This is a genomic window from Streptomyces sp. NPDC051452 (genome assembly GCF_044454765.1).
Taxonomy (GTDB): Bacteria; Actinomycetota; Actinomycetes; order Streptomycetales; family Streptomycetaceae; genus Streptomyces.
The window spans coordinates 384,006-406,551 of record NZ_JBITEB010000005.1; the positions used below are offsets into that span (position 1 = coordinate 384,006).

Consider the following 22,546-nt stretch of genomic DNA (forward strand, 5'->3'; position numbering starts at 1 on the left):
TGAACATGCGAAACACCCCTTCCGCGTTCGAGTACGCGCCGGCGCCCGAGTCCCGCTCGGTCGTCGACATCGCCCCCTCCTACGGCCTGTTCATCGACGGCGAGTTCGTCGAGGCGGCCGACGGCAAGGTCTTCAAGACGGTCAGCCCGTCGACCGAGGAGGTCCTCTCCGAGGTCGCCCGGGCCGGCGCCGAGGATGTCGACCGCGCGGTGCGGGCCGCCCGCACGGCGTTCGGGAAGTGGTCGGCGCTGCCCGGCTCCGAGCGTGCCAAGTACCTCTTCCGCATCGCCCGGATCATCCAGGAGCGCAGCCGCGAGCTGGCCGTCCTGGAGACGCTGGACAACGGCAAGCCGATCAGGGAGACCCGCGACGCCGACCTCCCGCTGGTCGCCGCGCACTTCTTCTACTACGCGGGCTGGGCCGACAAGCTCGACCACGCCGGCTTCGGTGCCGACCCGCGTCCGCTGGGCGTGGCCGGCCAGGTCATCCCGTGGAACTTCCCGCTGCTGATGCTGGCGTGGAAGATCGCCCCGGCGCTGGCGGCCGGCAACACGGTCGTGCTGAAGCCCGCCGAGACGACCCCGCTCTCCGCGCTCTTCTTCGCGGACATCTGCCGCCAGGCCGGCCTGCCCAAGGGTGTCGTCAACATCCTCCCCGGCTACGGCGACGCCGGTGCCGCACTGGTGGCGCACCCCGACGTGAACAAGGTGGCCTTCACCGGCTCCACGGCCGTCGGCAAGGAGATCGCCCGCACGGTCGCGGGCACGAGGAAGAAGCTCACCCTGGAGCTGGGCGGCAAGGGCGCCAACCTCGTCTTCGACGACGCCCCCATCGACCAGGCCGTCGAGGGCATCGTCACCGGCATCTTCTTCAACCAGGGCCAGGTCTGCTGCGCCGGCTCCCGCCTCCTCGTCCAGGAGTCGATCCAGGACGAGCTGCTGGACTCCCTCAAGCGCCGGCTGTCCACGCTGCGCCTCGGCGACCCGATGGACAAGAACACCGACATCGGCGCGATCAACTCCGCCGAGCAGCTGGCCCGGATCACCGCGCTGGCCGATCAAGGCGCGGCGGAGGGCGCCGAGCGCTGGTCCCCGGAGTGCGAACTGCCCTCCTCCGGCTACTGGTTCGCGCCGACGCTGTTCACCAACGTCACACAGGCGCACACCATCGCCCGCGACGAGATCTTCGGCCCGGTGCTGTCGGTGCTCACCTTCCGCACTCCGGACGAGGCGGTCGCCAAGGCCAACAACACGCAGTACGGCCTGTCGGCCGGCATCTGGACCGAGAAGGGCTCGCGGATCCTGGCCGTCGCGAACAAGCTGCGGGCCGGTGTCGTCTGGTCCAACACGTTCAACAAGTTCGACCCGACGTCGCCGTTCGGCGGCTACAAGGAGTCGGGCTTCGGCCGCGAGGGCGGCCGCCACGGCCTGGAGGCTTACCTCGATGTCTGACCGTCTGAGCGTCTTCAAGACCTACAAGCTGTACGTCGGCGGGAAGTTCCCGCGTTCCGAGAGCGGCCGGGTGTACGAGGTGACGGACTCGAAGGGCAAGTGGCTGGCCAACGCCCCCCAGTCGTCCCGCAAGGACGCCCGGGACGCGGTCGTGGCCGCGCGCAAGGCGTTCGGCGGCTGGTCCGGCGCGACCGCCTACAACCGCGGCCAGGTCCTCTACCGCGTCGCGGAGATGCTGGAGGGCCGCCGGGAGCAGTTCGGGCGCGAAGTGGCCGACGCCGAGGGCCTGTCGAAGTCCAAGGCGGCGGCGGTCGTGGACGCCACCATCGACCGCTGGGTCTGGTACGCGGGCTGGACCGACAAGATCGCCCAGGTGGTCGGCGGCGCCAACCCGGTCGCGGGCCCGTACTTCAACCTCTCCTCCCCGGAGCCGACCGGTGTGGTCGCCGTCGTGGCCCCGCAGGAGTCGTCCTTCCTGGGCCTGGTCTCGGTGCTGGCCCCGGTGATCGCCACCGGCAACACCGCGATCGTGATCGCCTCCGAGAAGGCCCCGCTGCCCGCCCTCTCCCTGGGCGAGGTGCTGGCCACCTCGGATGTGCCGGGCGGTGTGGTCAACGTCCTGTCCGGCCGTACGGCGGAACTCGCCGCCCCGCTGGCCGCGCACCAGGACGTCAACGCGATCGACCTCGCGGGCGCCGACGAGGCGCTGGCGAAGGAGCTGGAGATCGCGGCCGCGGACAACCTCAAGCGCGTCCTGCGTCCACAGCCTGTGGACTACTTCGAGACGCCGGGCATCGACCGCATGACGGCGTTCCTGGAGACCAAGACCGTCTGGCACCCCACGGGTTCGCTGGGCGCGTCCGGTTCGGCCTACTGACGGCGGGACCACTCGTACGGGAGCCGCGCTTCCCCTCCGTCCGGGGGAGGCGCGGCTCTCCGCCGTGCGCGCGGGTCAGCGCAGCGACCCGACCACCTGGCCGAGCACCGGCACCGCGCCGAGCGAGCGCGCCTGCGCCACCGGCGCGGTCAGCATCCGCGAGGTGACCGGCCGGAAGTCGGCGAGCTGGGTGCCGACGCCGTTGTCGAGGGGGTCGACGCCGGTGCCCGCGAGCGGGTTGGGCTTGAGGTCGGCGGCGGCGCCGGTGACGTAGCCGACGGTGCCGGTCACGGCCTTCAGGCCGGCCTGCGGGTCGATGTTGCCGAGGTTCGTGGGCCGGTAGTTCAGCCCCAGCGCCGGGACGGAGGCGGCGGAGGCGGTCGCCGCACCCGCGCCCAGGACCGCGCCGGCGACCGACAGGGCGATCAGGGCGCGCTGGGCGGTGAGATTGCCGGGGGACGCGTCTCGTGCCATGTGCGATGCCACCTTCTGATGCTCAGGGTAATGATGTCGACACACAGGGTAGTTGAGGCGGGCGTCACGCTCAAAAGACGACCCGCGGGGTCGGCAGGCGGCCCCCCATGCGTCAAACTGGTGTTCCGTGAGCCTTCATCCTCCGTCCCCCGCCCGTGTCGTGCTGCTGTGCGGCCCCTCGGGCTCGGGCAAGTCCCTCGTCGCCGCCCGTTCCGGGCTCCCCGTCCTGCGCCTGGACGACTTCTACAAGGAGGGTGACGACCCGACCCTGCCCCTGGTGCAGGGGAGTTCGGACATCGACTGGGATCACCCCGGCTCCTGGGACGCGGACGTCGCGCTCGACGCCATCTCCCGGCTGTGTGCCACCGGATCGACGCCGGTACCGGTGTACGACCTCGCGCTGAGCGCCCGTACCGGCGAGGAGACGCTGAACATCGGCCGTACCCCGCTGTTCATCGCGGAGGGGATCTTCGCCGCGGAGATCGTCGAGCGCTGCCGGGAACGGGGCGTGCTCGCCGACGCCCTGTGCCTGACCCGCGGCCCGCTCACCACGTTCCGGCGGCGCTTCCTGCGGGATCTGAAGGAGGGCCGCAAGTCGGTGCCATTCCTGCTGCGCCGCGGCTGGCGGCTGATGCGGGCGGAACGGTCCATCGTCGCCCGCCAGGCCTCCCTCGGGGCGTACCCGTGCGACCGCGACGAGGCACTGGGCCGGCTCGCGGCGGCGGCCGGCCGCCGGCCGCACCGGCAGACGGTGGCGTGAGGGCCGTAGCGCACACGGTGGCGTGCGGGCCGTGAGCGCACGCGAAACGGGACTGGACGGGCCCCCCGGCCCACCAGTCCCGTTTCTCCGTGCTCCCCCGTGGGCCCCACCCCCCGGTGGTTCCCCCTTCTACGGAAAGGGCCCACCCCCCGGTGGCCTCCTCCGTCCCCCTGAGGGCCACCCCCCGGTGACCCTCCGCCTTCAGGCGACCAGTTCGCCGAAGGCGTCCTCCTCGTCACGGCCGAAGCTGAGGACCTCGTCCTCGCGCAGCCGGCGGAGCGACCGCCAGATGCTGGACTTCACCGTGCCGACACTGATGCCGAGTATCTCCGCGATCTCCGGGTCCGTGCGGCCCTCGTAGTAGCGCAGGACCAGCATGGTGCGCTGGGGTTCGGGCAGACGGGCCAGCGCCTGCCACAGGACCGCGCGCAGCTCGGTGCCGCGCATCGCGTCCGTCTCGCCGGGCGTCTCCGGCAGTTCCTCGGTCGGGTACTCGTTGAGCTTGCGGCGCCGCCAGGCGCTGATGTGCAGGTTGGTCATGGTGCGGCGGAGGTATCCGCCGACCGCCGCCTTGTCGCTGATCCGGTCCCACGCCCGGTAGGTCGAGAACAGCGCGCTCTGCAGCAGGTCCTCGGCCTCGAAACGGTCACCGGTCAGGTGGTAGGCGGTCGCGTACAGGGAGGCGCGGCGCTCCTGGACGTAGGCGGTGAACTCCGCCTCCGACAGCGAACGGCGCTCCCCCGGGCCCTCCCCGTACGCGGTTCCCCCGTGTGTCTCCCCCGTGCGGGCGTCAACCACCGTCATATAGGCGGTGTGCTGACGCCCGGTGCCGCGAGCGCACCCCCGCGGGCTCACGGCACCGGACTTCTCGGATCCCCGGTTCACGTCGTGCAGACGCGTGACCACTGCGGTCGTGCTGATGCCGTGCAGCGTGTTCATCTCGCGCTCCCCGTCGTGGACTTCCGGTGACTCGGTCTTTCCGCGGGCTGTTCCGGCTGACCGCCGTGCCCGTGACCAAAAGACTGGCGGGGCCATTTCATCGCCGTGTCCGTCGTCTGTCACAGACCTGTCACAGGGGTCCGCCACACATCCGTCACAGAGGGCACACAGGTGGTGGCGGTACGCGGGGATCGGTCCCACAGGTCGTCCACCACCCCTTCCATGGGCCAGAATGAGCCTCGTGCCTTCCCTGTTGCTGATCGAGGACGACGACGCCATCCGTACGGCCCTGGAGCTGTCCCTGACGCGCCAGGGACACCGGGTGGCCACCGCTGCCAGCGGCGAGGACGGTCTGAAGTTGCTGCGCGAGCAGCGGCCGGACCTGATCGTGCTGGACGTGATGCTGCCCGGAATCGACGGGTTCGAGGTGTGCCGGCGCGTCCGGCGCACCGACCAGCTGCCGATCATCCTGCTGACCGCGCGCAACGACGACATCGACGTGGTGGTCGGCCTGGAGTCGGGCGCCGACGACTATGTGGTCAAGCCGGTGCAGGGGCGGGTGCTCGACGCCCGGATCCGTGCCGTGCTGCGGCGCGGGGAGCGCGAGTCCAGCGACTCGGCGACGTTCGGCAGCCTCGTCATCGACCGTTCGGCGATGACGGTGACGAAGAACGGCGTCGATCTGCAACTGACCCCGACCGAGCTGCGGCTGTTGCTGGAGCTGAGCCGCCGTCCCGGTCAGGCGCTGTCCCGGCAGCAGTTGCTGCGGCTGGTGTGGGAGCACGACTACCTGGGCGACTCGCGCCTGGTGGACGCGTGCGTGCAGCGGCTGCGCGCCAAGGTGGAGGACGTGCCCTCCTCCCCGACCCTGATCCGTACCGTCCGTGGTGTCGGCTACCGCCTGGACACGCCTCAGTGACCGACACCCGAGGGGGGCCGCGCGGCTGGACCGCGGGGCGCAAGGGAAGCATGTCGCGGCTGCGGTTCACCAGTCTCCGGCTGCGACTGGTCGTCGTCTTCGGTCTGGTCGCGCTCACCGCCGCGGTGTCCGCGTCGGGCATCGCCTACTGGCTGAACCGGGAGGCCGTGCTCACCCGCGCCCAGGACGCGGTACTGCGCGACTTCCGGCAGGAGATGCAGAACCGGGCGGGGGCGCTGCCGGAGCACCCCACACAGGACGCGTTGCAACGCGCCGCGGGCCAGATGGCCGCCGACAGCCAGCACTTCAGCGTGCTGCTGGTCGGCCAGGACGCGGCCGGCAAGACGGTGTACGGCAACTCGGGCGGACTCAACGGCTTCTCGCTGGAGGACGTGCCCGCCTCGCTGCGTGCCGCCGTCAACAAGCGGCAGAAGGTGGCCGATTCCGGCAAGGAGCCCTACCACCTGTACTGGCAGCGGGTCACGGACCACGGCACGCCGTACCTGGTGGCCGGCACGCGCGTGATCGGCGGCGGCCCGACCGGCTACATGGCCAAGTCGCTGGAGCCGGAGGCGAAGGACCTCAACTCGCTGGCGTGGTCGCTGGGCATCGCCACCGGGCTCGCGCTGATCGGCGCCGCGCTACTCGCGCAGGCCGCCGCCACGACCGTGCTCAAGCCGGTGCACCGGCTCGGGGTGGCGGCGCGGCGGCTCGGCGAGGGCAGGCTGGACACCCGGCTCACGGTCTCCGGCACGGATGAACTCGCCGACCTCTCACGCACGTTCAACAACGCCGCCGAGGCGCTGGAGCAACGGGTGGCGGAGATGGCCGCCCGGGACGACGCCTCGCGCCGGTTCGTGGCCGACATGTCGCACGAGCTGCGGACACCGCTGACCGCCATCACCGCCGTGACGGAGGTGCTGGAGGAGGAGCTGGAGTCGGAGGCCGGGGGCATCGACCCGATGGTCGAGCCGGCCGTACGGCTTGTGGTCAGCGAGACCCGACGGCTGAACGACCTGGTCGAGAACCTGATGGAGGTCACCCGCTTCGACGCGGGCACCGCCCGGCTGGTGCTCGACGACGTCGACGTCGCCGACCAGATCACCGCCTGTATCGACGCCCGGGCCTGGCTGGACGCGGTCGAGCTGGACGCCGCGCGCGGTATCCACGCCCAGCTGGACCCGCGCCGCCTGGACGTCATCCTCGCCAACCTGATCGGCAACGCCCTCAAGCACGGCGGCTCCCCGGTGCGGGTGTCGGTGCGGGAGGCGGACGACGAGATGGTGATCCAGGTCCGCGACCACGGCCCGGGCATCCCCGAGGACGTCCTGCCGCACGTCTTCGACCGCTTCTACAAGGCGAGCGCCTCCCGGCCGCGCTCCGAGGGCAGCGGCCTCGGGCTGTCCATCGCCCTGGAGAACGCCCACATCCACGGCGGCGGGATCACCGCCGCCAACTCCCCCGACGGCGGCGCGGTGTTCACCCTCCGGCTGCCCCGGGACATCTCCCGGCTGACCGAGGACGCCGACGCGGACGACCCCGACGGCCCGGCCGGCCACGACGACGCATCCCGGAAGGAGGGGTCATGACCGTACGACGCCTGCTGGCGCTGCCCCTCCTGGGCGCGCTGCTCACCGGCTGCGGCATCCGCGCCACGGAGGTGCCGACCGACTTCGGGGCGGCGCCCTCCCGGGTGGCGTGCTCGCTGGCCGGTCCCGACGTGCCGACGCAGTCCGCGCAGGGGGTGCCCGTGCAGGTGTTCCTGCTGTGCGGGGCGTCCCTGGTGACCGTCGACCGGACCGTGCGGGTCCCGGAGGGCACCCCGGACGCCCGGCGCCGGGTGATCGTGGCGCAGGGGCTGCTGGACCAGCTCGCCGCGTCCCCCTCGGCCCCGGAGAAGTCGGCCGGCTACACGACGTACGTGCCGGGCGGTCTGAGCGTGTCCGGGCCCGGCCGCAAGGACCCCGAGGACGCCCTGCGGCTGAGCACGGCCCCGAGCCGTCTCACCGCCTACGCCCTCGCCCAGCTCGTCTGCACGCTGTCCGACTCCGCCGCCGCCGAGGGCGACGGCTCGGTCGTCCTGGCCGGTCCCGGCACGGCGCCGCTGCACCGCTACGAGTGCACCGACGACGTCCGTAACCATCCGGGCTCCAGCCGGCCCCCGTCCGGCGAGGTCACCGACCGGTAGCACCGCCCGGGCCCCTTCGGGAGGGTGCCGCCGGCGGGAGACCGGGCGGTATGGAACCGATCGTGCCCGGGGCCGCGTCTTGGGAGGCGTGCAGCGTCAAGGCTCCATCGGCGGCAGCGCCGCGATCCGCATCCGGGTGACGGGGGGTGTCCTCCTCGTCGCCCATCTGACCGTCGTCGCCTGGCTGATGCTGCGGCCCCTGGACGTGCCCTGGGTGATGCCCCCCAATCTGCGGCCGCTGGCCGGCATCCGGGCCGATCTGGCGCTGGGCTGGCCGGGGGCCGTCAGACCGCTCGCCGAGGGGCTGGCGCTGCTCGCCCCGCTGGGCGTGCTGCTGCCGATGGCGCACGGCAGGCTGACCGTCTCCCCGCTCTCCTCTCTGGTCCGTACGGCGGCCGCGGGCGCCCTGATCTCCCTTGGCATCGCCCTGCTGCAGACCGGCGTTCCGGGCCGGGCCGTGGACGTCGACTCGGTGCTGCTGAACACGGTCGGGGTGCTGGCGGCGCATCTGGCGGTCGTCCCGGCGGGCCGTGCCCTGCTGCGGCGCCGGGTGCGGCACGAGGGCGCCGCGGTGGAGCGGGTCGTCGTGCGGGAGGAGCCGTCTCAGGGGCCTACCCCGACGATTCCCAGGGTCGGGATCGCCCCGTAGAGCGATGCTTCGTCCCCTTCGTCTCCGTACCGTGGAATACAGCTGGGGACGCCACCGGGGCGCTCCCGACCACCGGACCGAAGCGGGTCCGGCGACCACGGAGGAGTCCACATGAGCGCGCTTGCCCGCCCCACCCACGGCCGTGTGATCGGCGGAGTGTGCGCCGCGCTGGCCCGGCGCTTCGGCACCTCCGCGACGACGATGCGGGTGATCTTCCTGCTGTCCTGCCTGCTGCCCGGCCCCCAGTTCCTGCTCTACATAGCGCTGTGGATCCTGCTGCCCTCGGAGGACAAGGCCCGCACCGCCTGGTGAGCGCCCCGCCCGAGCGCGCCGACGCCGTCGGGGCGCTCCCGGGCGGAGCGGGGCGCGCCGACGGCGTCGCGGCGAGGCGGCGTCAGCCGACCGGGATCCCGTTCACCGGCAGGCCGTGGGCGGGCAGGCCCTTCAGCGGCAGCCCGCCCAGGAGGCCCGCGACCGGCTTGGTCGGCCCCTGGGCGACGACACTCTCGGCAACCGGCTGCGCGGCGGCGAGACCCTTGCCCACCAGCGGCATCGCGGCCTCGGCACCTCGCGCGGCCACGGGCTTGACCTGCTTCAGCGCGCCGCTGTCGGGCAGTGCCTCGATGAGAGTGGAGGGCGGCACCGCCTTGGTGACGGTGGCCAGGGTCTGCGCGGAGTCCGGCACGGCCGGGGCCGCGCCGGCCACGCCCGCACCGGCGGCGGCGAAGGCGGCACCGAGGGCGGCGACACCGAGGGTCTTGGCAGCAGACTGCTTCATGGTGAATGCGTCCTTGAATGCGGAGACGGAGATCACAAATGATCTGAGCGGTCCACGACCGTAAACATGCCAGGGCGTCCGCCGCAAACACCGAAATGCGGACGCCTGGTGTGAGTGCATCCGCATATTCGGGGGTCCATCGGGCGAGGTTCAGCTCATCGGCGGGACAGAAGTGCTGGTGGAAGCCGTCTGCTGGAACAGCCATTCGGATTTCAGCTCGGCGTGCCCGGGCTTGATCACTTCATTGATCATCGCGAGTCGTTCATCGAAAGGAATGAACGCTGATTTCATCGCATTGACGGAGAACCACTGGAGGTCGTCGAGCGTGTAACCGAATGCCTCGACGAGGTGCTCGAATTCCCGGCTCAGGCTGGTGTGGGACATCAGCCGGTTGTCGGTGTTCACGGTGGCCCGGAAGTGCAGTCGGCGCAGCAGCCCGATGGGGTGCTCGGCATAGGAGGGCGCGGCCCCGGTCTGGAGGTTGGAGCTGGGGCACAGCTCCAGCGGGATCCGCTTGTCCCGGACGTACGAGGCCAGCCGGCCGAGCCGCACCGAGCCGTCCTCGCGGACCTCGATGTCGTCGATGATCCGCACGCCGTGCCCGAGCCGGTCGGCGCCGCACCACTGCAGCGCCTGCCAGATGGACGGCAGCCCGAAGGCCTCGCCGGCGTGGATCGTGAAGTGGTTGTTCTCGCGCTTGAGGTACTCGAAGGCGTCGAGGTGCCGGGTGGGCGGATAGCCGGCCTCGGCACCGGCGATGTCGAAGCCGACGACACCGGAGTCCCGGTGGCGGTTGGCGAGTTCGGCGATCTCCAGGGAGCGGGCCGCGTGCCGCATGGCGGTGAGCAGCGCGCCGACCCGGATCCGGCGGCCCTTCTCCCGGGCGCGCCGCTCGCCCTCGCGGAACCCCTCGTTGACGGCCTCGACCACCTGCTCCAGGGTCAGCCCGCGTTCGAGGTGCTGCTCGGGCGCGTAGCGCACCTCGGCGTAGACGACCCCGTCCTCGGCCAGGTCCTCGGCGCACTCCCGGGCGACCCGGACCAGGGCCTCGCGGGTCTGCATCACGCCGACGGTGTGGCCGAAGGTCTCCAGATACCGTTCCAGGGAGCCGGAGTCGGCGGCCTCGTGGAACCAGAGGCCCAGCTTGTCGGGGTCGCTCTCGGGAAGCTCCGCGTAGCCGGTCTCCCGGGCGAGTTCGACGACGGTGTCCGGGCGGAGGCCGCCGTCGAGATGATCGTGCAGCAGGACCTTGGGTGCCCGGCGGATCTGGTCCGGCGTCGGAACGTGTGCCGGCACGGTCGCCGGGCCGGACCCGGTCGGTGCGGTCTGGCTCGTCATCTCCGCACTCTAACTCCTACGCGCGTAGAGAGCGCGGCATACGCCGAAAGCGCTTCCGGAGTACGCCGGGGGGCGCTTGGGGGCGCTTTTCCGCCGATACGCAACGGTGACCGCACGCACGTGTTTCGTACACCGTGCCTTCTGACACTGTTCTGTCATGGGACAGCAAGCGACGCCGGTCCGAACGGCCGGGCTGGGTAAGGCAGTCGGCCCGGAGCCGACGGCGGTCAGCGGAGCGGTGCTGCTGCTCCCCGGCGGGGAGGAGGCCTCCGTCCGCAGGCCGTCCCTCGTCCGGGCGGCGATCTTCGTGCGCTCCCTGGGCCGCCGTCTCGCCCGCGCGGGCCGCGCGGAGGGGCTGGCGGTCCACACCGTGCACTACCGCTACCGGGGCTGGAACGGCGGCGAGGCGCACCTCGCGGCCGACGCCGAGTGGGCCGCCGCCGAGGTCGTACGGCGCTACGGAGACGTTCCCGTGTGCCTGGTCGGCGTGGACATGGGCGGCCGGGCGGCGCTGCGCGCGGGCGGCCACGAGGCGGTCAACTCCGTTGTCGCGCTGGCTCCCTGGCTGCCGGAGGAGGACGTCGCCGCGCCCGCCGAGCCGGTGAAGCAGCTGGTGGGCCGCCGGGTGCTGATCGTCCATGGCACGAACGACGAACGGACCGACCCCGAGCTGTCGTTCCGGTTCGCCGCGCGGGCGAAGAAGGTGAACCGGGAGGTGTGCCGGTTCGAAGTGCACTCGGACGGCCACGGGTTGCACGGCCACCGCGACGAAGTGATCGCCCTTTCCACGGACTTCGCCATGGGCGCGCTGTTCGGGTGCCCCGTCTCCCGCCCGGTGGAGGACGCGCTGGCCGCCCCACCCCCCATCGGCCTCCGTATGCCCCTGGCCACCGACTTCGGCCGGTCACTGAGACGGTAGGGGCCGGGAGCCGCGCCACGGGGGGCGTGGCGTTGCACCCGTAGGGCGCCGGGGAGCCTCCCGTCCAGGGGATGCGGGGGGCCGGCGGTCACGGGACGCGGAAGACGCGTCGCTGCTCGCCGGGCTTGGGGGGCCGGTGGCCGATCGCTGCGCCTGGGTTTCGCGCTCGTGCCCCTGCCGGGTGGTTCGCGCCGATCGTCGCGCCCGGTGGCCGCCGGCCGATCGCCAGGCAGGGGGTGGGGCGCGGACCGGGCAGGGCGCGCTGATCGCCAAGTCCAGGCGGCCGTGGCGGCGGGCGGGCCGGGGCGGTCCCCTCGACGATCACCAGGCGGCGGGGTGACGGCCGCTCGCCTCGGCTCAGGGTCTGCCCTCGCCGCCAGGTCCCGCGCCCGGGAGCCGGTGGCCGGTCGCCGGGCCCGGGGCGGTCGGTGGCCGGTCGACAGGGGCCCGGGGCGGTCGGTGGCCGGACCACAGGGGGCCGGTGGGGCGTGGCCGGGTGCCGGGTGGGGCGTGGGGTTCGGGGGGCGCGGGGGGCTCAGGTGGGTAGCAGGTTGCCTCTTCTGGAGAGCAGGAACTTCTTGAAGGCGGCCACCGGTGGGGTGTCGGGGCGGTCGGCCAGCCAGGCGACGCCGATCTCCCGGGCGGCCCTGGGCGCCGTGACCGTCAGCTCCACCACGCCCGGACGCGCGACCGTCGGGGGCGGCAGGAGAGCGACTCCCAGCCCCGCCGCCACCAGTCCCCTCAGCGTCTCGGCCTCCTCGCCCTCGAAGGCGACCCGCGGCTTGAACCCGGCCTCGCGGCACAGGTCGTCCGTGATCCGCCGCAGCCCGTACCCCGGCTCCAGGGTCACGAAGGTCTCCTCGGAGGCCTCGGCCAGGCGGATACGGCGGCGGGCGGCCAGCCGGTGGTCGGCGGGGACGACCAGACGGAGTTTCTGTTCGTCCAGGCGGCGGGCGACCAGATCGGGGGCATCGGGCACCGGGGAGGTCAGACACAGGTCGAGTTCGCCCGCCCGCAGCCCCTCCAGCATCGCCTCGCCGTAGTTCTGGACCAGGCTGAAGCGCACGCGCGGGTGGTCGGCGCGGAAGGCGTGCAGCAGCCCCGGTACGGTCTCCGCGCCCATGGTGTGCAGGAAGCCGAAGGCGACCTTGCCGGTGGCCGGGTCGGCGTCCGCGCGGACCTCCTCGGCGGCGCGCTCGATCTCGGCGAGGGCCCGTTCCACGGAGGCGAGGAAGGTGCGGCCGGCGGTGGTCAGGGAGACCGTGCGGCCGTGCCGGGTGAACAGGCCGACGCCCAGGTCCTGCTCCAGCCGGGCCATCGCCCGGGAGAGCGTGGACTGGGGCACGTTCATCTCGTGGGCGGCCCGCGTGACGTGCTCCGTGCGCGCCACGCCGGCGAAGTAGGCGAGGCGCGGAGCCAGCGTCCGCGACATCCGCGCCATGTCTTCTGTGTCACCGGATGGTGACAGCCGCCTTTGTGACCTCTGCTGATGCGCCATGGGAACGATTATGGCCATTCCATGCATTGGACGGATGAGAGGCGCCGTCCCTACGGTCGAAGCATGTCTCCCGCCAGTACCGGGGCGTCCACCACCCTGGACGCCGTCACGCCCGTCCCCTCCTCCCCCAGCGCGGATTCCCGGCTGACCCCGGGCGGCCCCGGCTACCGCCGGATGAGCTTCGCCCTCTTCCTGGCCGGCGTCGCCACCTTCGCCCTCCTCTACTCCACCCAGGCCCTGCTGCCGCTGATCTCCGGCGAGTTCGGCGTCGCGGCGAGCGAGGCGAGCTGGACGGTGGCGGCCGCGACCGGCGGACTGGCCCTGTTCGTGCTGCCCATGAGCGCCCTGTCCGAGCGGTTCGGGCGCCGTACGGTGATGACGGCCTCGCTGGCCGTCGCGGTCACGGTCGGAATGCTGGTGCCGTTCGCGCCGTCGATCGGCGCGCTGGTGGTGCTGCGGGCGGTGCAGGGCGCGGCGCTCGCCGGACTGCCGGCCTCGGCGACGGCGTATCTGGCCGAGGAGGTCCGGCCGAAGGCCCTGGTCACCGCGATCGGTCTGTTCGTCGCGGGCAACAGCGTCGGCGGCATGAGCGGCCGGGTGATCACCGGTTGGGTGGCCCAGGAGTGGGGCTGGCGGGTCTCGGTCGGCGTGATCGGCCTGATCGCGGTCGGGTGCGCGGTGGCCTTCCGGCTGCTGCTGCCCGCCCCCCGGCACTTCCGGGCGGGCTCGCTGCGCCCGCGCGTGCTGCTCGGCACGGTCCGCGACCATCTCAGCGACCCGCTGCTGCGCCGGCTGTACGCGATCGGCGCGCTGTTCATGACGGTGTTCGGCGGCGTGTACACGGTGATCGGCTACCGCCTGACGGGCGCGCCGTTCGGGCTGCCGCAGGGCATCGTCGGCTCCATCTTCCTGGTGTACCTGGTGGGCACGGTGTCGGCGTCCACGGCGGGCCGTCTGGTGGGCCGCCTCGGCCGCCGCGGCGCGCTGTACCTGGCGGGCGGTACGACGGCTTCGGGGCTGCTGCTGTCCCTGGCCTCCTCGCTCCTCCTGGTGCTGCTGGGCCTGGTCCTGATCACTGCGGGCTTCTTCGCCGGGCACGCGGTCGCCTCCTCGGCCGTGAGCAAGACGGCCACGCACGGCCGCGCGCAGGCGTCGGCGCTGTACCAGTCCGCGTACTACATCGGCTCCAGCGTCGGCAGCACGGTCGGCGCGCTGGCCTTCCACGCGAACGGCTGGTCCGGCACGGTGGGCGTCGGTCTCCTCGCGGTCCTCGGGGTCGTGACGATCACGGTGCTCGGCTCGCGGGCGGCCCGGGTGGCGGCCCGCCGGGAGCCGGTCGCCGCGCACTGAGCCCGCGGCCGGGGGCGCCCGGTGGCCGGCGCGCTCCGGAGGAGTTCGCGGAGCAACCACTCTCAGCTGGCCCTTTCCCCGGTCGGGGGGCCATTGTCAGTGGGCTGCGGTAGCTTCCCAAGTGCTGGGGCGCGACGGCGCGCGAACAGAACGGCCACAGGGGTGGGTGGACGATGGGCGACAGCACGGCGACGGCGGACCTGGACGTCGCACTGGAGAAGCACCGGACCGAACTGACCGGGTACTGCTACCGGATGCTCGGCTCCTCCTTCGAGGCCGAGGACGCGGTGCAGGACACCCTGGTGCGGGCCTGGCGGAGCCACGACAAGTTCGAGGGGCGTTCCTCCCTGCGCTCGTGGCTGTACCGGATCGCGACGAACGTGTGCCTGGACATGCTGACGGCGGGCAACAAGCGGGCCCGCCCGATGGACCTGACCGAGTCCACACCGCTCGCCCAGGCGGCGCTCTCGCCCCGCCCGGACTCCATCTGGCTGGAGCCGATGCCCGACACCCGCGTGCTGCCGACGGTGGACGATCCGGCGGAGGCGGCGGTGGCCAAGGAGTCCATCCGGCTCGCCTTCATGGCGGCCCTGCAGCAGCTGCCGCCCAAGCAGCGGGCGGTGCTGATCCTGCGCGAGGTGCTGGCCTGGAAGGCGAGCGAGGTCGCCGAACTGCTGGACACCTCGGTCGCCTCGGTCAACAGCGCCCTGCAGCGGGCCCGGGCCACCCTCGCCGAGCGCGAGACGGCGGCCGGCGAGGGCGCGGTGTCCGATCCGCTCGACGAGGAGCAGCGAAAACTCCTGGAGCGGTACGTCAAGGCCTTCGAGGGCTACGACATGACGGCCCTGACGGCGCTGCTCCACGAGGACGCCATCATGACCATGCCGCCGTTCGACCTGTGGCTGCGCGGCACCGCCGACATCACCGGCTTCATGACTACCCTGGGTGCCTCCTGCGCCGGGTCCCGGCTGCTGCCGGTCGAGGCCAACGGCCTGCCGGGCTTCGCGCACTACAAGCCGGATCCGGAGGCCGGTGGGTTCAGTCCGTGGGCGGTGCAGGTGCTGGAGCTGTCAGACGGCCGGATCACCGGTTTCCACTGCTTCCTCGACACCGGGCGGTGGTTCCCCCTCTTCGGTCTGCCCCTCCACCTGGAAGCGGAGCCCGACGAGGTCGAGAAGGGCGTGTAGCGCGGGAGCGGGGTCCCGCAGCCGTATCCGCCCGCCGGTCCGGCGGGCGGTCAGCTCCAGCCGGGCCAGCAGCTCCACGACGGCCAGCCCCGGCGGCCCGAGCCCGCCCACGTCACAGACGACCACCCTCCCCCGGCCGCTCTCCAGCAGCGTCCGCACCTCGGCACACAGCCCCGGCACCTGGTCCCGGCCGACGGGTCCGGGCAGCACGAGCACGGCAGGCATCTGGGCATCCACGAGCCGATAGACCGGCCGGGCGGGCGGAACTCATCGGCCGGGGCGAACGCGCGCCCGCACCGCCGGCCGCGAGGCTGTCGAAGATCACATTGACCGATGCGTCTCCCGCGCCGGAGGGTGGCTCCGTGGCGGGGGTACTGAGCGGGTTCGCGGTGATCGCGATCGTCATCGCGGTGGGCTATGTGATCGGGCGGCGCGGGACGCTCGGCGAGCAGGGCCGTGAGGTGCTGACCAGGCTGGCCTTCACCCTGGCCGGACCCGCGCTGCTGTTCACCACCCTCGCCCGGGCCGACCTCTCGGTGCTCTTCTCCGGGCGCCTGCTGGTGACGGCGCTGAGCACGGCGGCCGTCGCCGGGATCTTCGTGGCGGTCGGCGCGCTGCGGCGCTGGGGCGTGGGCCGTACGACGATCGGCGCCCTGTGCTCCGGCTACGTCAACTCGGGCAACCTCGGCATCCCGATCGCCGCGTATGTGCTGGGCGACGCGTCGCTGGTGGCACCGGTGCTGCTCTTCCAGGTCGTCCTGGTCACCCCCGTCGCCCTCACGGTCCTGGACCTGTCCGGCATGGGAGAGAAGGGCCCCGTGTGGCGGCGTGCGCTGACCCCGCTGCGCAATCCCATCGCCGTGGGCTCGCTGTCCGGGGTCGTGGTGTCGGCGGCGGGCTGGAAGGTTCCCGGCCCCGTGCTGGACCCGCTCACCCTGATCGGCAACATGTCGGTCCCGGCGGCCCTGCTGGCCTTCGGCATGTCCCTGCACGGCAGCGCGTTCCCCGGCCGGGGGCCCGACCGTCAACCTGTGCTGCTGTCGGTGGCGCTGAAGTCCCTGGCCCAGCCGCTGATCGCCTGGGCCCTTGCCACCGCCGTCCTCGGCATGCACGGCGCACCCCTGCTGGACGTGGTGGTGACCTCCGCCCTCCCGTCCGCCCAGAACCTCTTCACCTACGCCAGCCGCTACCAGGTGGCCGAGTCCCTGGCCCGGGACTCGGTCCTCCTGTCGACGATCGCCTCGGTACCGGTCCTGGTGGGGGTGGCGGCGCTGCTGGGCTGACGCCGGTTCGTGCGAGGCCCCGGCGGAGCGTGGCCGCGGGACCGGTGGGGGTCCACCGGTCCCGTCCATCGGAAAGGAGGCAAGCGCAGGTCAGGCGATGCGTTCCAGGACCACCGGGGTCGCCGTGAAGCCGGTGCCGGGGGCCGCGATGTCGTAGGCGTCCCGGACGGCCTCCAGGGCGTAGTCGAAGCGGTCCGGGGTGTCGGTGTGCAGGGTCAGCAGGGGCTGGCCCTCGGTCACCGTGTCGCCCGGCTTGGCGTGCAGCTCGACGCCGGCGCCGGCCTGCACCGGGTCCTCCTTGCGGGCGCGGCCGGCGCCCAGGCGCCAGGCGGCCACACCGACGCCGTAGGCGTCCAGGCGGGTCAGGACACCGGAGGAGGGGGCCTTGACGACGTGCTGCTCCTTGGACGTGGGCAGCGCCGCGTCCGGGTCGCCGCCCTGCGCCGCGATCATCCGCCGCCAGACGTCCATCGCGGAGCCGTCGGCCAGCGCCTTCGCGGGGTCGGCGTCCTTGATGCCGGCCGCGTCGAGCATCTCGCGGGCCAGGGCGACCGTCAGCTCGACGACGTCCGCGGGGCCGCCGCCGGCCAGCACCTCGACCGACTCGCGGACCTCGAGCGCGTTGCCCGCCGTCAGGCCGAGGGGGGTGGACATGTCCGTCAGGAGCGCCACCGTCCGCACCCCGTGGTCCGTGCCGAGGCCGACCATCGTGGACGCCAGCTCCCGGGCGTCCTCGATCGTCTTCATGAAGGCACCCGTGCCGACCTTGACGTCCAGGACCAGCGAGCCGGTGCCCTCGGCGATCTTCTTCGACATGATCGAGGAGGCGATCAGCGGGATCGCCTCGACCGTGCCGGTGACGTCGCGCAGGGCGTACAGCTTCTTGTCCGCGGGGGCCAGGCCGTCGCCCGCCGCGCAGATCACCGCGCCGGTGGTGTCGAGGACGTGCAGCATCTCCTCGTTGGAGAGCAGGGCGCGCCAGCCGGGGATCGACTCCAGCTTGTCCAGCGTGCCACCGGTGTGGCCGAGGCCCCGGCCGGAGAGCTGGGGCACGGCCGCGCCGCAGGCCGCCACCAGCGGCGCCAGCGGCAGCGTGATCTTGTCGCCGACACCGCCCGTGGAGTGCTTGTCGGCCGTCGGGCGGGACAGCGTCGAGAACTCCATGCGCTCACCGGAGGCGATCATGGCCGCCGTCCAGCGGGCGATCTCGCGGCGGTTCATGCCGTTGAGCAGGATCGCCATGGCGAGCGCGGACATCTGCTCGTCGGCGACCTCGCCGCGGGTGTACGCGTCGATGACCCAGTCGATCTGCTGGTCGGTCAGCTCACCGCGGTCCCGCTTGGTGCGGATGACGGAGATGACGTCCATGGCCATGGGTGATGGCTTCCTTCCGGGGAGGTGCGAAGTGCACGGCCCCCCTGAGCGGGTCAGGGGGGCCGTGCGGGACTTACTTGGCGAGATGCTCCGGCCCGAAGGCCTGGGGCAGCATCTCGGAGAGGGGCAGGACGCCCGCGGGGGTGTCCAGCAGCAGGCCGGGCCCGCCGAACTCGTACAGCAGCTGGCGGCAGCGGCCGCACGGCACCAGCAGGGCGCCGGTGCCGTCGACGCAGGTGAAGTGGGTCAGCCGGCCGCCGCCGGTGCGCTGCAACTGCGAGACGAGACCGCACTCGGCGCACAGGCCGAGCCCGTAGGAGGCGTTCTCGACGTTGCAGCCGCTGACCGTGCGGCCGTCGTCGACCAGGGCCGCGACGCCGACCGGGTATCCCGAGTAGGGGGCGTAGGCGTGGGACATGGCCTCCCGCGCCTCGGCGCGCAGCGCCTCCCAGTCGAACTCGGCCGCCGGGGTCGCCGTCACTTGCCCTGACCCTTCCGGTAGCGCATGCCGTCGGCCTTCGGCATCCGCAGGCGCTGCGCGGACAGCGACAGCACGAGCAGCGTGACGACGTACGGGGTGGCGCCCACGAAGTCGCTGGGGACCTCGTCGGTGAGCAGGTACCAGACCAGGACGAGCGCGGCCATGACGGCACTGATGACGCCCTGCCACACGGCCTTCTTGTACAGCTTCCAGCCGGCCAGCAGCGCGAGCAGGACGACCAGCAGCAGGAGCAGCGCGTGGACGGTCACACCGCCGTTGCGCAGCTGCAGCGCGTCGGAGTAGCCGAACAGGCCCGCGCCCATCGCCAGACCGCCGGGACGCCAGTTGCCGAAGATCATCGCCGCGAGGCCGATGTACCCGCGGCCTCCGGTCTGGCCCTCCAGATAGGTGTGGGAGGTGACCAGCGCCAGGAAGGCGCCGCCGAGACCGGCGAGGCCGCCGGAGACGGCCACGGCCGCGTACTTGTACCGGTAGACGTTGACGCCGAGCGACTCCGCGGCGATCGGGTTCTCGCCGCAGGAGCGCAGCCGCAGTCCGAACGGCGTGCGCCACAGCAGCCACCAGCTGCCGACGAACAGCAGCACGGCGATGATCGTCACCACGGACAGGTTGGTGACCAGGCCGCCGAGGATGCCGGCGAGGTCGGAGACCAGGAACCAGTGGTGCTTCTCGAGCGAGGCGAGGCCGTCCGAGAGACCCGGGACGGTGACGTCCGGCAGCGAGTTCGCGGGCGGGGACTGCTTGGGGTTGCCGCCCGCCTCCGCGGCCTTGCCGCCGGCGAAGAACAGCTTGGCGAGGTACTGGGTGGCACCGAGCGCGAGCAGGTTGACCGCGACACCGGAGACGATGTGGTCGACGCCGAAGGTGACGGTGGCGACGGCGTGCACCAGGCCGCCGAGGACACCGAAGCCGATGCCGCACAGCAGGCCGAGCCAGGGGCTGGACTGCCAGCCGATCCAGCCGGCGCCGAAGGTGCCGAGGATCATCATGCCTTCGAGGCCGATGTTGACCACACCGGCCCGCTCGGACCACAGGCCGGCGAGTCCGGCGAGGCCGATCGGCACGGCGAGGCCGAGCGCGGCGGCCACCTGGCCGGCGGAGTCGAGCTGGTTGGCTCCGGTGATCACGCGCACCGCGGCCACCAGCAGCAGCGCACCGGCGACGATCAGCAGGATCATGCCGAGGGAACGGGTGGAGCCCTTGGGGGCGTTGCCCGCCTTGGGGGCCGCCGGCGGCGGCGCGTCGGTCATCGTGGCGGTCATGACGCCACCTCCTGCTTCTTCGTCGCGGCGGCCTGGGCGGCGAGTTCGGCGCCGACCTTCTGCTGCTGGCGCTTGAGGCCGTAGCGTCGTACGACCTCGTAGGCGATCACGACGCAGAGGACGATGACGCCCTGGATGACGCCGAGGATCTCCTTGTCGTAGCCCTGGAACTCAAGGTGGTTGGTGGTGCGCTCCAGGAAGCCCCAGAGCAGGGCGCCGAGCGCTATGCCGATCGGGTTGTTGCGGCCGAGCAGCGCGATGGCGATGCCGGTGAAGCCGATGCCCGCCGGGAAGTCGTTGCTGAACGCGTGGCTGTCGTTGAGCAGGGTCGGCATGCCGATCAGGCCGGCCACCGCACCCGAGATGATCATGCTGGTCGCGATCATCTTCTTCACCGACACACCACTGGCGGTGGCGGCGCTCTCGGACTGGCCGACGGTGCGCAGGTCGAAGCCGAACCGGGTGCGGCCGAGCACGAACCAGTACGCGGCGCCGACGAGCACGGCGATGACGATGAAGCCCCACAGCTGACCGGCCGGTCCCGCGTCGATCGAGAAGAAGTACGACGACGAGGGCAGCGGCTTGGTGGAGACCACCGTGCCGCCCTCCTCGAGCCGGGCGAGCTTCCCCGGCTGCAGCAGGTAGGCGATGATCGCGGTGGCGATCGAGTTCAGCATGATCGTCGAGATGACCTCGCTGACACCCCGGGTCACCTTGAGGATGCCGGCGATGGCCGCCCACAGGGCGCCGGTCACCATGGCGGCGAGGATGATCAGCGGGATGGCGATCCAGCCGGGCACGGTGAGCGCCCCGCCGAGGACGGCGGCGATGAATGCGGCGAGCCGGTACTGGCCGTCGACACCGATGTTGAACAGGTTCATCCGGAAGCCGATGGCCACGGACACACCCGCGAGGTAGTACGTGGTCGCCTTGTTCAGGATGTAGACCTGGCTGTCGCTGGCGAAGCCGTAGGTCACCATGTCGCTGAAGGCGTCACCGGGGTTCTTGCCGGTCGCGAGGATCACCAGGGCGGTGACGACGAGCGCGGCGACGACCGCCAGCAGCGGCGCGGCGATCCCGAGGGCCACCCGCTCCTTGTCGATCCGTGAGGTCAGCTTCTTCATCGCTCGTCGTCCTCTGTGTGCTCCAGGTGGCCGGTGGCCGCACCCGTCATGGCGGAGCCCAGCTCTTCGGGGGTGATCGTGGCGGGGTCGGCGTCGGCGACCAGGCGGCCGCGGTACATCACCCGCAGGGTGTCGGACAGGCCGATCAGCTCGTCCAGGTCGGCGGAGATCAGCAGCACGGCCAGGCCGTCGCGGCGGGCCTCGCGGATGTAGTCCCAGATGGCCGCCTGGGCGCCGACGTCCACGCCACGGGTGGGGTGGGCGGCGATGAGCAGCTTGGGGGCGTGGCTCATCTCGCGGCCGACGATCAGCTTCTGCTGGTTGCCGCCGGACAGCGAGGCCGCGGTCACGTCGATGCCGGGGGTGCGGACGTCGTACTCCCGGACGATCCGCTCGGTGTCGACGCGGGCCGCCTTGATGTCGAGCAGTCCGCCGCGCGAGTTGGGGCGCTCGGAGACGTGGCCGAGGATGCGGTTCTCCCACAGCGGCGCTTCCAGGAGCAGGCCGTGGCGGTGGCGGTCCTCGGGGATGTAGCCGATGCCCGCCTCGCGGCGGTCGCGGGTCGGCACCCGGGAGATGTCGGTGTCGTCGAGCGTGATGACGCCGGCGTCCGGGTGGCGCATGCCCATGATCGCCTCGACCAGCTCGGACTGGCCGTTGCCCTCCACGCCGGCGATGCCGAGGACCTCGCCCTTGTGGATGGTCAGGGAGATCTCGTCCAGGATGATCCGCTCGATGCCGTCGAGGTCGGTCTGCGCCAGGTGCAGGCCGTCCACCTTCAGCATCGCCACGTCCGTGACGGTGGACTCCTCGGTCTCCGGGGTGGGCAGTTCGCTGCCGACCATCAGCTCGGCGAGCTGCTTGGGGGTGGTGCCCCGGGGCTCGACCGTGCCGACGGTGGTGCCGCGCCGGATGACGGTGATCTCGTCGGCGACGGAGAGCACCTCGCCCAGCTTGTGGGAGATGAAGATGACGGTGAGGCCCTCGGCCTTGAGCTCGCGCAGGTTGTCGAAGAGCGCGTCGACCTCCTGCGGCACGAGGACGGCGGTGGGCTCGTCCAGGATGAGGGTCTTGGCGCCCCGGTAGAGGACCTTGAGGATCTCCACGCGCTGGCGGTCGGCGACGCCGAGTTCCTCGACGAGGACGTCGGGGCGGACGTTCAGGTGGTACGCGTCCGAGATCTCCTTGATCCGGGCGCGGGCCTTGTTCCCGATGCCGTGCAGCTTCTCGGCGCCGAGAACGACGTTCTCCAGGACGGTGAGGTTGTCGGCGAGCATGAAGTGCTGGTGCACCATGCCGATGCCGCGTGCGATGGCGTCGCCGGGGTTGTGGAAGGTGACCTGGTCACCGTTGACCTTGATGGTGCCCTCGTCCGGCTGCTGCATGCCGTAGAGGATCTTCATCAGGGTGGACTTGCCGGCACCGTTCTCACCGCACAGGGCATGGACGGTGCCCGTGCGGACCGTGATGTCGATGTCGCGGTTGGCGACGACGCCGGGGAAACGCTTGGTGATGCCGCGCAGTTCGACGGCAGCGGGAGGGCTGGACGCGTTGATGGCGCACTCTCCTCGGGGAAAAGGGGCTGCGGGGAGGGGGCAGGCGTCGGCGACGCTAGCGCGGCAACCCCACGCTACACGCGTAGAGTTGACACATTGTTATGGCTCGGCGGGGGGC

At 72.1% G+C, this 22,546-nt stretch carries 23 protein-coding genes; 12 read left to right on the forward strand and 11 right to left on the reverse strand.

Features of this window, described 5'->3' with window-relative positions; genetic code table 11:
- Window positions 1–5: 5 nt before the first annotated feature.
- Both ACIBA9_RS16675 and ACIBA9_RS16680 read left to right on the forward strand, forming a co-directional pair.
- Window positions 6–1,451: an aldehyde dehydrogenase family protein gene (locus tag ACIBA9_RS16675; protein ID WP_399363629.1), complete on the forward strand. Its 1,446-nt coding sequence runs from the start codon at window positions 6–8 to the stop codon at window positions 1,449–1,451.
- Window positions 1,444–2,328: an aldehyde dehydrogenase family protein gene (locus tag ACIBA9_RS16680; RefSeq protein WP_399363549.1), complete on the forward strand. Its 885-nt coding sequence runs from the start codon at window positions 1,444–1,446 to the stop codon at window positions 2,326–2,328. Before ACIBA9_RS16675 ends, ACIBA9_RS16680 begins: the two co-directional genes overlap by 8 nt.
- Before the next feature lie 75 nt (window positions 2,329–2,403).
- Here the strand turns inward: ACIBA9_RS16680 and ACIBA9_RS16685 are convergent, their stop codons facing one another.
- The gene (locus tag ACIBA9_RS16685) at window positions 2,404–2,802 is read right to left on the reverse strand and encodes a hypothetical protein (RefSeq protein WP_399363551.1); all 399 of its coding nucleotides are present in this window, start codon (window positions 2,800–2,802) and stop codon (window positions 2,404–2,406) included.
- Window positions 2,803–2,929: 127 nt separating this feature from the next.
- Between ACIBA9_RS16685 and ACIBA9_RS16690 the strand changes: the two genes are divergently transcribed.
- Window positions 2,930–3,562, forward strand: coding sequence for a uridine kinase (locus tag ACIBA9_RS16690; RefSeq protein ID WP_399363553.1), 633 nt, complete (start codon window positions 2,930–2,932; stop codon window positions 3,560–3,562).
- A gap of 201 nt (window positions 3,563–3,763) precedes the next feature.
- On the opposite strand, the gene ACIBA9_RS16695 is transcribed toward ACIBA9_RS16690, so the two are convergent.
- On the reverse strand, window positions 3,764–4,501 hold the full coding sequence (locus ACIBA9_RS16695; protein WP_399363555.1) for a SigE family RNA polymerase sigma factor: 738 nt from the start codon (window positions 4,499–4,501) through the stop codon (window positions 3,764–3,766).
- Window positions 4,502–4,742: 241 nt separating this feature from the next.
- Here ACIBA9_RS16695 and afsQ1 point away from each other — a divergent pair, with 241 nt between their 5' ends.
- The 5 genes from afsQ1 to ACIBA9_RS16720 all read left to right on the forward strand — a co-directional run bounded on the left by afsQ1 (window position 4,743) and on the right by ACIBA9_RS16720 (window position 8,569).
- Window positions 4,743–5,420, forward strand: a complete 678-nt coding sequence (gene afsQ1 / locus ACIBA9_RS16700) for a two-component system response regulator AfsQ1 (RefSeq protein WP_362150835.1) — start codon at window positions 4,743–4,745, stop codon at window positions 5,418–5,420.
- The gene (locus tag ACIBA9_RS16705) at window positions 5,417–7,009 is read left to right on the forward strand and encodes an ATP-binding protein (RefSeq protein WP_399363557.1); all 1,593 of its coding nucleotides are present in this window, start codon (window positions 5,417–5,419) and stop codon (window positions 7,007–7,009) included. The genes afsQ1 and ACIBA9_RS16705 overlap by 4 nt, the downstream gene beginning before the upstream one ends.
- Window positions 7,006–7,608, forward strand: a complete 603-nt coding sequence (locus tag ACIBA9_RS16710; RefSeq protein ID WP_399363559.1) for a hypothetical protein — start codon at window positions 7,006–7,008, stop codon at window positions 7,606–7,608. Before ACIBA9_RS16705 ends, ACIBA9_RS16710 begins: the two co-directional genes overlap by 4 nt.
- An 88-nt stretch (window positions 7,609–7,696) precedes the next feature.
- Window positions 7,697–8,257 carry a VanZ family protein gene (locus tag ACIBA9_RS16715; protein WP_399363561.1) on the forward strand — a complete coding sequence of 187 codons (561 nt, stop codon included), beginning with the start codon at window positions 7,697–7,699 and terminating at the stop codon, window positions 8,255–8,257.
- A gap of 111 nt (window positions 8,258–8,368) precedes the next feature.
- The gene (locus ACIBA9_RS16720; RefSeq protein ID WP_362150829.1) at window positions 8,369–8,569 is read left to right on the forward strand and encodes a PspC domain-containing protein; all 201 of its coding nucleotides are present in this window, start codon (window positions 8,369–8,371) and stop codon (window positions 8,567–8,569) included.
- Between the two features lie 82 nt (window positions 8,570–8,651).
- Here the strand turns inward: ACIBA9_RS16720 and ACIBA9_RS16725 are convergent, their stop codons facing one another.
- Window positions 8,652–9,035, reverse strand: a complete 384-nt coding sequence (locus ACIBA9_RS16725) for an ATP-binding protein (RefSeq protein WP_399363563.1) — start codon at window positions 9,033–9,035, stop codon at window positions 8,652–8,654.
- A 150-nt stretch (window positions 9,036–9,185) separates the two neighbouring features.
- A complete protein-coding gene (locus ACIBA9_RS16730) occupies window positions 9,186–10,373 on the reverse strand; it encodes an adenosine deaminase (RefSeq protein ID WP_399363565.1) in 1,188 nt (395 codons plus the stop codon).
- Window positions 10,374–10,530: 157 nt separating this feature from the next.
- Here ACIBA9_RS16730 and ACIBA9_RS16735 point away from each other — a divergent pair, with 157 nt between their 5' ends.
- A complete protein-coding gene (locus ACIBA9_RS16735) occupies window positions 10,531–11,292 on the forward strand; it encodes a prolyl oligopeptidase family serine peptidase (protein ID WP_399363567.1) in 762 nt (253 codons plus the stop codon).
- A gap of 535 nt (window positions 11,293–11,827) precedes the next feature.
- Here the strand turns inward: ACIBA9_RS16735 and ACIBA9_RS16740 are convergent.
- Window positions 11,828–12,790, reverse strand: a complete 963-nt coding sequence (locus tag ACIBA9_RS16740) for a LysR family transcriptional regulator (RefSeq protein ID WP_399363569.1) — start codon at window positions 12,788–12,790, stop codon at window positions 11,828–11,830.
- Window positions 12,791–12,853: 63 nt separating this feature from the next.
- Between ACIBA9_RS16740 and ACIBA9_RS16745 the strand changes: the two genes are divergently transcribed.
- Entirely contained in the window at window positions 12,854–14,140 is a 1,287-nt protein-coding gene (locus tag ACIBA9_RS16745) for an MFS transporter (RefSeq protein WP_399363571.1), read from the forward strand.
- A gap of 173 nt (window positions 14,141–14,313) precedes the next feature.
- The gene (locus ACIBA9_RS16750) at window positions 14,314–15,327 is read left to right on the forward strand and encodes a sigma-70 family RNA polymerase sigma factor (protein ID WP_399363573.1); all 1,014 of its coding nucleotides are present in this window, start codon (window positions 14,314–14,316) and stop codon (window positions 15,325–15,327) included.
- Here the strand turns inward: ACIBA9_RS16750 and ACIBA9_RS16755 are convergent.
- Window positions 15,211–15,552 (reverse strand): STAS domain-containing protein, encoded by a 342-nt coding sequence (locus tag ACIBA9_RS16755; RefSeq protein ID WP_362150810.1) that lies wholly within the window; start codon window positions 15,550–15,552, stop codon window positions 15,211–15,213. The two genes, ACIBA9_RS16750 and ACIBA9_RS16755, sit on opposite strands and share 117 nt — an antisense overlap.
- Window positions 15,553–15,689: 137 nt before the next feature.
- Here ACIBA9_RS16755 and ACIBA9_RS16760 point away from each other — a divergent pair, with 137 nt between their 5' ends.
- Window positions 15,690–16,610 carry an AEC family transporter gene (locus ACIBA9_RS16760; protein WP_399363575.1) on the forward strand — a complete coding sequence of 307 codons (921 nt, stop codon included), beginning with the start codon at window positions 15,690–15,692 and terminating at the stop codon, window positions 16,608–16,610.
- Window positions 16,611–16,700: 90 nt separating this feature from the next.
- Here ACIBA9_RS16760 and ACIBA9_RS16765 read toward each other — a convergent pair whose 3' ends face one another.
- From ACIBA9_RS16765 to ACIBA9_RS16785, 5 genes are all read right to left on the reverse strand, one after another.
- Window positions 16,701–17,984, reverse strand: a complete 1,284-nt coding sequence (locus ACIBA9_RS16765; RefSeq protein WP_362150805.1) for a thymidine phosphorylase — start codon at window positions 17,982–17,984, stop codon at window positions 16,701–16,703.
- 73 nt (window positions 17,985–18,057) lie between these two features.
- Entirely contained in the window at window positions 18,058–18,465 is a 408-nt protein-coding gene (locus ACIBA9_RS16770) for a cytidine deaminase (RefSeq protein ID WP_362150803.1), read from the reverse strand.
- Complete coding sequence (locus ACIBA9_RS16775; protein WP_399363578.1) at window positions 18,462–19,748, reverse strand: ABC transporter permease; 1,287 nt, start codon at window positions 19,746–19,748, stop codon at window positions 18,462–18,464. Before ACIBA9_RS16775 ends, ACIBA9_RS16770 begins: the two co-directional genes overlap by 4 nt.
- Complete coding sequence (locus ACIBA9_RS16780; RefSeq protein ID WP_362150799.1) at window positions 19,745–20,872, reverse strand: ABC transporter permease; 1,128 nt, start codon at window positions 20,870–20,872, stop codon at window positions 19,745–19,747. The genes ACIBA9_RS16775 and ACIBA9_RS16780 overlap by 4 nt, the downstream gene beginning before the upstream one ends.
- Window positions 20,869–22,428, reverse strand: a complete 1,560-nt coding sequence (locus tag ACIBA9_RS16785; RefSeq protein ID WP_362151371.1) for an ABC transporter ATP-binding protein — start codon at window positions 22,426–22,428, stop codon at window positions 20,869–20,871. The genes ACIBA9_RS16780 and ACIBA9_RS16785 overlap by 4 nt, the downstream gene beginning before the upstream one ends.
- Window positions 22,429–22,546: the final 118 nt, after the last annotated feature.

Coding starts and splice junctions, on each gene's coding strand:
- ACIBA9_RS16675 (WP_399363629.1), top strand. CDS start 6: ATGCGAAACACCCCTTCCGCGTTCGAGTACGCGCCGGCGCCCGAGTCC.
- ACIBA9_RS16680 (WP_399363549.1), top strand. CDS start 1,444: ATGTCTGACCGTCTGAGCGTCTTCAAGACCTACAAGCTGTACGTCGGC.
- ACIBA9_RS16685 (WP_399363551.1), bottom strand. CDS start 2,802: ATGGCACGAGACGCGTCCCCCGGCAATCTCACCGCCCAGCGCGCCCTG.
- ACIBA9_RS16695 (WP_399363555.1), bottom strand. CDS start 4,501: ATGAACACGCTGCACGGCATCAGCACGACCGCAGTGGTCACGCGTCTG.
- ACIBA9_RS16710 (WP_399363559.1), top strand. CDS start 7,006: ATGACCGTACGACGCCTGCTGGCGCTGCCCCTCCTGGGCGCGCTGCTC.
- ACIBA9_RS16720 (WP_362150829.1), top strand. CDS start 8,369: ATGAGCGCGCTTGCCCGCCCCACCCACGGCCGTGTGATCGGCGGAGTG.
- ACIBA9_RS16725 (WP_399363563.1), bottom strand. CDS start 9,035: ATGAAGCAGTCTGCTGCCAAGACCCTCGGTGTCGCCGCCCTCGGTGCC.
- ACIBA9_RS16730 (WP_399363565.1), bottom strand. CDS start 10,373: ATGACGAGCCAGACCGCACCGACCGGGTCCGGCCCGGCGACCGTGCCG.
- ACIBA9_RS16735 (WP_399363567.1), top strand. CDS start 10,531: ATGGGACAGCAAGCGACGCCGGTCCGAACGGCCGGGCTGGGTAAGGCA.
- ACIBA9_RS16740 (WP_399363569.1), bottom strand. CDS start 12,790: ATGGCGCATCAGCAGAGGTCACAAAGGCGGCTGTCACCATCCGGTGAC.
- ACIBA9_RS16745 (WP_399363571.1), top strand. CDS start 12,854: ATGTCTCCCGCCAGTACCGGGGCGTCCACCACCCTGGACGCCGTCACG.
- ACIBA9_RS16750 (WP_399363573.1), top strand. CDS start 14,314: ATGGGCGACAGCACGGCGACGGCGGACCTGGACGTCGCACTGGAGAAG.
- ACIBA9_RS16755 (WP_362150810.1), bottom strand. CDS start 15,552: ATGCCTGCCGTGCTCGTGCTGCCCGGACCCGTCGGCCGGGACCAGGTG.
- ACIBA9_RS16765 (WP_362150805.1), bottom strand. CDS start 17,984: ATGGCCATGGACGTCATCTCCGTCATCCGCACCAAGCGGGACCGCGGT.
- ACIBA9_RS16775 (WP_399363578.1), bottom strand. CDS start 19,748: ATGACCGCCACGATGACCGACGCGCCGCCGCCGGCGGCCCCCAAGGCG.
- ACIBA9_RS16780 (WP_362150799.1), bottom strand. CDS start 20,872: ATGAAGAAGCTGACCTCACGGATCGACAAGGAGCGGGTGGCCCTCGGG.